The sequence below is a fragment of the Terribacillus jepli genome (assembly GCF_047228925.1).
In the GTDB taxonomy this organism is placed as follows: Bacteria; Bacillota; Bacilli; order Bacillales; family Amphibacillaceae; genus Terribacillus.
This window is the reverse complement of record NZ_JBFEGH010000024.1, coordinates 48,356-55,002: the sequence shown is the minus strand read 5'-3', so window position 1 is coordinate 55,002 and position 6,647 is coordinate 48,356. Positions and strand designations below refer to the sequence as shown.

The 6,647-nt window shown below is 46.0% G+C and carries 7 protein-coding genes; all 7 read right to left on the bottom strand.

The window, feature by feature from the left end; genetic code table 11:
- Nucleotides 1-302: 302 nt before the first annotated feature.
- On the bottom strand, nt 303-1,787 hold the full coding sequence (gene lysS / locus AB1K91_RS19250) for a lysine--tRNA ligase (protein WP_413092227.1): 1,485 nt from the start codon (nt 1,785-1,787) through the stop codon (nt 303-305).
- Between the two features lie 163 nt (nt 1,788-1,950).
- Nucleotides 1,951-2,940: a tRNA dihydrouridine synthase DusB gene (gene dusB, locus AB1K91_RS19245; RefSeq protein ID WP_413092225.1), complete on the bottom strand. Its 990-nt coding sequence runs from the start codon at nt 2,938-2,940 to the stop codon at nt 1,951-1,953.
- A 27-nt stretch (nt 2,941-2,967) separates the two neighbouring features.
- Complete coding sequence (gene folK, locus AB1K91_RS19240) at nt 2,968-3,465, bottom strand: 2-amino-4-hydroxy-6-hydroxymethyldihydropteridine diphosphokinase (RefSeq protein WP_413092223.1); 498 nt, start codon at nt 3,463-3,465, stop codon at nt 2,968-2,970.
- Nucleotides 3,462-3,824 carry a dihydroneopterin aldolase gene (gene folB / locus AB1K91_RS19235; protein WP_413092237.1) on the bottom strand — a complete coding sequence of 121 codons (363 nt, stop codon included), beginning with the start codon at nt 3,822-3,824 and terminating at the stop codon, nt 3,462-3,464. Before folB ends, folK begins: the two co-directional genes overlap by 4 nt.
- Nucleotides 3,825-3,827: 3 nt before the next feature.
- Complete coding sequence (folP, locus tag AB1K91_RS19230) at nt 3,828-4,643, bottom strand: dihydropteroate synthase (protein WP_413092221.1); 816 nt, start codon at nt 4,641-4,643, stop codon at nt 3,828-3,830.
- Nucleotides 4,644-4,744: 101 nt separating this feature from the next.
- On the bottom strand, nt 4,745-5,668 hold the full coding sequence (cysK, locus tag AB1K91_RS19225) for a cysteine synthase A (RefSeq protein WP_413092219.1): 924 nt from the start codon (nt 5,666-5,668) through the stop codon (nt 4,745-4,747).
- Between the two features lie 85 nt (nt 5,669-5,753).
- Nucleotides 5,754-6,623, bottom strand: a complete 870-nt coding sequence (hslO, locus tag AB1K91_RS19220; RefSeq protein ID WP_413092218.1) for an Hsp33 family molecular chaperone HslO — start codon at nt 6,621-6,623, stop codon at nt 5,754-5,756.
- Nucleotides 6,624-6,647: the final 24 nt, after the last annotated feature.

Genomic DNA, 6,647 nt, shown 5'->3' with positions numbered 1-6,647 from the left:
GTTTTGTTCAGTTTTCAAAGATCAATTTCGTTCCATCGCTCATTTGGCGACTAGAACATCATATCATGTTTTAACTTGCGTTGTCAACATGTTTTTTGTTTCTGTTTCTTGCGTTTGCCGCTCCGTTCGAAGCAACTCTAATAATTTACCACGGATGTAATAGCATTGCAATAGTTTTTTTAAAGAAATGTTATATTTTCTTACAAGCCGTTACAGAGCATTATCCCGCATTCGTTTGCATTCTATGCAAATGCCTATATAAAGGTGAAAGAAGAAGAACCAAATAGTCCTTCTTCTTTTAATCAGGAACGGTTACGCATTTGCGGGAAGAGTAATACATCCCGAATGGATGGAGCATTCGTCAACAGCATGATCAGACGGTCGATACCGATACCCAATCCTCCTGTAGGCGGCATACCATACTCAAGTGACTCCAAGAAGTCCTCATCCATTTCATGCGCCTCATCATTACCTTGTTCTTTTTCTTTCAATTGTGCTTCAAAACGCTCACGCTGATCAATCGGATCGTTCAGCTCAGAAAATGCATTACCATGCTCTCTTCCTACGATGAATACTTCAAAGCGGTCAGTGAACCGCTCATCCTCTGGATTCTTCTTCGCCAGCGGTGAAATCTCAACTGGGTGACCATAGATGAACGTCGGTTGGATAAGCTTGTCCTCTACACGCTGTTCAAAGAATTCATTTACAATATGCCCGAATGTCATTGTATCTTTGATTTCAATTCCGTTTTCCTTCGCAAGTGCTTTCGCTTCTTCATCGCTCATATGACTCCAGAAATCTACACCTGTATACTCTTTTACAGCATCGACCATGTGCAGACGTCTCCACTTCGGTTCAAGATTGATTTCATATTCACCATAAGGGATGACAGTTTTACCTAGTACATCTTTCGCTACATGGGCGATCAGATTTTCTGTCAGTTCCATGATCGTATCCATGTCACCATATGCTTCGTATAGCTCCAGCATTGTGAACTCAGGGTTATGGCGCGTGGATACTCCCTCATTACGGAATACACGACCGATTTCATATACTTTCTCCAATCCGCCGACGATAAGGCGCTTCAAATGGAGCTCAATCGCTATACGCATATAAAGCGGGATATCCAAAGCATTATGATGGGTAATGAACGGACGAGCTGCCGCTCCACCCGGAATGCTGTGCATTAATGGTGTTTCCACCTCCAAGTATCCGATATCGTCCAAGTAACGACGGATGCTTTGAATGATTTTACTGCGAGTGATGAATGTTTGCTTCGACTCTGGGTTTACGATCAAGTCAAGATAGCGCTGGCGATAACGCTGCTCGATATCCGTCAAGCCGTGGAATTTATCAGGAAGCGGACGAAGAGCCTTGGACAGGATGTCAAATGTTGTCGCCTTAACGGAAAGCTCTCCTACATTCGTCTTGAACATAACACCTGTAACACCGACGATATCACCTAGATCCGCATTGCTGAATAACTCGTAAGCTTCATCGCCAACCTGATCTTTACGTACATACAGTTGAATCTGGCCACTTAAGTCCTGCAAATGTGCAAAACCAGCTTTACCTTTTCCTCGTTTTGTCATCAGACGACCCGCAATTGTCACTTCTGCTTTTTTCTCTTCCAGCTCTTCTTTACTGAAAGCATCAAATGCAGCTACAAGCTCTTCGGATTGATGCGTACGCTCAAATCTGGCACCGAACGGGTTATAACCTTGGTTCATGAGCTGTTCCATTTTATCGCGACGCACCTGCATCTGATCGTTTAATTCTTCACTCATCCTGTTCACTCCCATTTCTTCTATATTCAGTCTCTAACATGCTAAAAAAACTGCCAGTATGACTGGCAGTATTGTTCGTCCTCAAAAAATGCGAGGCTTGTCGCATTGCTACCTCGTATAAGTATAGAAAAGCAGCACTGCCGTGTCAATAAAGCACGCCCGATTAAGACATTGCGATGGATGCTTCCGCTTGGTCCGCAAAATCATAAAGCGCATCGAGCATTTCTTCTTTCGTGTTCGTTAAGTTGATCAGCTTCCGCACTTTCCCCGTACCTTCCAAACCTTTCAAGTACCAGGCAGCATGCTTACGCATTTCCAAAATTGCTACTTTTTCTCCTTTGAGACGAATCAAACGATCCATATGCAATACACATACGTCAATCTTCTCACGCGGTTTCGGTTCATCCAGCATCTCACCTGTTTCGAGATAATGCACTGTCCGGTATATCATCCATGGATCTCCAAGGGCAGCACGTCCGATCATTACGGCATCAACACCTGCCTCTTCCAACCGCTGCTTCGCAAGCTGAGGCGTTGTGATATCGCCATTTCCGATAACAGGAATGGAAACAGACTCTTTCACTTGGCGAATGATGTCCCAGTTGGCGAGTCCTTCATAATGCTGCTCTCGTGTACGGCCATGCAATGCTACTGCTGCAGCGCCTGCTTCTTCAAGCGCTTGCGCATTTTCCACGGCATAGATCGTGCTATCATCCCAACCCGTTCGCATTTTGACGGTTACTGGCTTATTCACTTCTTTTACAACTGCAGAAACCATTTCATATATCTTCTCAGGCTGCAACAGCCAACGGGAACCTGCCATGTTCTTTGTAATCTTCGGTGCTGGACACCCCATATTTATATCGATGATATCAGCTGTCGTATTTTGGTCGACAAACTTAGCAGCCTCCACCAGCGTCTCTGGTTTAGCGCCAAAGATCTGCAAGCTCATTGGCTTTTCTTGTTCATCTATATACAGCATATTCATCGTTTTTGCATTCCGAGTCACAATGCCGTTGTCACTGATCATTTCCGCACATACAATCCCTGCACCGAATTCCTTGACGGTCAAACGGAAAGCAGAATTACTGATACCAGCCATCGGCGCCAATACTACTCGGTTCTTAATGGTGATATCACCAATTTTGAACAACGTCATTACCTCCCATGAAGTTTATTTCTATATATTTAAAGTACCCCAGTGCCGTACACCTTGCACGTCTTGGTCAGCCATTCCATCCAGCCATTCCTTTATCTGTTTCCCCTTTAATGGAAGGTCGGGTGCGATTTCAACTAATGGAACTAGTACAAAAGCACGCTCATGCATACGCGGATGGGGAAGGATAAGTTCCTCAACATTCATATTTTCAGTACTATACAGCAAAATGTCAAGGTCGACAGTCCGCGGTCCCCAGCGGATGACCCTTTCCCGTCCCAATTCCTGTTCGATATTTTGGCAGATATGGAGAAGTTCCATAGGTCCCAAACTTGTTTCCACTTCCACGACCAAGTTCAGGAATTGATCTTGGTCTTCATAACCGACCGGATCAGTTTCATACACTGTCGAAACTTGCTTCAGTCGAATACCAGGTTGCTCTTTTAATTTCCGGGCAGCCTGCTCCAGGTACGTCTCTCTTGGGGATATATTTGACCCCAGTGCAATCCAAGCCTGTTTCATGGACGTTCCCGCCGTATTTCCACCGCTACCGATTCATAATGGCCAGCAATCGGGGGATCGGGTTTGATGACTTTCACCGTGCATGCTTCCAATAATGAGAATGCGGCAAATAATTGCTTGGCAATCTCTTCTGCCACAGCTTCCACCAAATTCTTCGCCCGTCCTTCCACAATGTCTCTGATGACTTCATACGCCTGTCCATAATGGATCGATTGTGTCATGTCATCCGATTCGCCCGCTTGACGAAGATCCAGTTCCAGTACCGCATCCACTATAAAACGCTGACCCAATTTGTTCTCTTCCGGAAATAGACCATGATAGCCGTAGAACTGCAATTGATTCATATATATTTTATCCATCATTTACTCCTCCCTAACTAGCGCATCCATCATTTTCACCATGCGTGCTGTCTGTTTTACTTCATGGACCCGCACCATGTGCACGCCCTTTGTTATGCCAAACGCTGTCGTAGCCGCTGTACCTTCATCCCGTTCATCTGCAGGCAAATCAAGCACCGTACCAATAAACCTTTTTCTGGATGTACCGAGAAGTACAGGATAGCCCAAAGCCGTTATCTTATCCAGCTGACGCATTGCAGTCATGTTTTCCTCAAAGGACTTGACAAAACCAATGCCCGGATCCAGCCAGATATCCTCCTGCTTCACACCTGCCTTCAAAGCAATTGCGATACTTTCTTCCAGATCTTTAATCATGTCTGGAATTAAATCGTCGTAACGAGCTTCCTTTCGATTATGCATCAGGATGATCGGAACTCCTGTTCGTGCTGCAACATCAGCCATTTCAGGATCGCATTTCGCACCCCAGATATCATTGATGATGGATGCACCTGCCTCAATTGCTGCTTCTGCCGTATTTGCTTTGTACGTATCTATCGATATCGGCAGATCCACTACTTCTCTTATTGCCCGTATGGCCGGCACTACACGCGCAATCTCTTCATCTGTCGATACCGGTTCGAATCCAGGCCGCGTCGATTCCCCGCCAATGTCCAGAATGTCCGCCCCATCTGCTGCGAGCTTTTGCGCTTGTTTGACAGCTGCTTCTACAGTTGTATAACTGCCTCCGTCCGAAAAAGAGTCGGGTGTCACGTTAATGATTCCCATTACGAGTGTCCGCTTGGAAAGATCGTATTCTCTACTGCCTATTCTGCGTTTCATGTCGCGTCAACCTCCCGTTCAATCTATTATTTATACTAGTGTACACGAATTACCGCATAAAAAAACACCCCTGCCTATTCAGGCAGGGGCTTTCCGTTCTATTAGTCTTCGAATTGGTATAGCGGTGTGGAGAGGTAACGTTCGCCGTTACTAGGAACGATCGCCAACACCTTCTTGCCTGGTCCAAGTTCTTTGGCAACCTTTTTAGCTGCGAAGATGGCAGCTCCAGTTGAAACGCCACCCAGCAAGCCTTCTTTGGCAGCTGTTTCCCTGGCAGTCGCGTATGCTTCATCATTCTCCACTTGAATGATATCGGAGTAAATCTCCGTATCCAGGATTGCTGGAACGAATCCTGCACCAATACCCTGAATTTTATGCGGTCCTGGCTTACCGCCGGATAAAACCGGTGAGTTAGACGGCTCTACTGCCACAATCCGGATATCCTTATTCAATTCTTTCAGAACTTTACCTACCCCGGTAATGGTACCGCCTGTACCGATCCCAGAGATGAACGCATCCAGATCGCCGCCGAACTCAGCTGCAATCTCTTTACCAGTCGTACGTGCGTGAATGGCAGGGTTGGCTTCATTATTGAACTGCTGAGGCATGAAATAGCCGTTTTCCTTCTGCAATTCTTCTGCCTTCTGAATGGCACCCTTCATTCCTTCAGCACCGGGAGTCAATACGAGCTGCGCTCCATAAGCACGAAGCAGGTTGCGTCTTTCCATACTCATCGTATCAGGCATGACAAGAATAGCTTTATACCCTTTGATCGCCGCCACAAGGGCAAGACCAATTCCGGTATTGCCGCTCGTCGGCTCGATGATTGTGTCACCCGGGTTCAATTTGCCATGTTCTTCTGCGTCCTCAATCATTGCAAGAGCAATCCTATCCTTAACAGATCCGCCTGGATTCTGGAATTCGAGCTTTACATAAATCTCGGCACTATCTGCGTCCGCTGTTCGATTAAGCTTCACGATTGGTGTGTTTCCGATCAATTCAGAAATGGATGATGCAATTGCCATGATTATTCCCCCTAATTCCCACTATTTTAATTGGATTTATTTAACTGTAAGCAAATTTCTGCTAAAAGTCAATCCAAATGAGTGGTCATTGGAGTAACGCTTTTAAGTCCTCTTCAGTAAATGTGTACGTCTCATTACAGAAATGGCAGCTCGCCTCTGCTCCATGATCTTCGTCGATCATAGCTTGGATTTCTTCGTTTCCAAGACTCTTGATTGCATTCTGGATGCGATCCTTGGAGCATTGGCATGTGAAACTGATCGGCAAGGTGTCCAGGAAGTGAATATTCTCTTCCCCGATCAGCTTCTCAAGGATTTGCTCAGGTGTATTCCCTTCCCGAATCAAGGTGGATATCGGCGCAATGGAGCCGATTCGCTCTTCCAATTGCGTGATGATGCTGTCATCGGCTCCCGGCATTACTTGGAGGATAAAGCCACCTGCCGCAAGAATGGTATGATCTGGGTTAACCAATACTCCCGCGCCGACCGCAGAAGGTACCTGCTCGGAATTAGCGAAATAATAGGTGAAGTCATCACCGATTTCCCCCGAAACAATTGGTACTTGACCAGTGAACATCTCTTTCAGTCCAAGATCTTTGGCTACGCTCAATGTTCCGACAGTACCGACAGCCCGGGATACATCCAATTTCCCGATGGAATTCAGTTCAAAATCGACATGCGGATTCGTGATATATCCTCTCACTTCACCTTTTGCATTACTGTCTACGATAATCGGTCCTACCGGTCCATCGCCTTCGACCTTTACGGTCAGCTTGTCTTCCCCTTTTAGCATGGCACCCATTATCGCGCTGATTGTCAGTGTACGTCCCAAGGCTGCTGACGCCGTTGCCCAAGTATCATGACGGCGACGCGCCTCTTCCACTAATTCTGTCGATTGGATAGCGTAAGCCCGAATAGCTCCGTTAAATCCTGTTGCTTTAATTAAATAATCACCCATAAGAGCAATGTCACTCCTTTTATA

Excerpts from the sequence above, each read along its gene's own strand:
- lysS (WP_413092227.1), bottom strand. The coding sequence starts at position 1,787 with ATGAGTGAAGAATTAAACGATCAGATGCAGGTGCGTCGCGATAAAATG.
- folK (WP_413092223.1), bottom strand. The coding sequence starts at position 3,465 with ATGAAACAGGCTTGGATTGCACTGGGGTCAAATATATCCCCAAGAGAG.
- folB (WP_413092237.1), bottom strand. The coding sequence starts at position 3,824 with ATGGATAAAATATATATGAATCAATTGCAGTTCTACGGCTATCATGGT.
- folP (WP_413092221.1), bottom strand. The coding sequence starts at position 4,643 with ATGAAACGCAGAATAGGCAGTAGAGAATACGATCTTTCCAAGCGGACA.
- cysK (WP_413092219.1), bottom strand. The coding sequence starts at position 5,668 with ATGGCAATTGCATCATCCATTTCTGAATTGATCGGAAACACACCAATC.
- hslO (WP_413092218.1), bottom strand. The coding sequence starts at position 6,623 with ATGGGTGATTATTTAATTAAAGCAACAGGATTTAACGGAGCTATTCGG.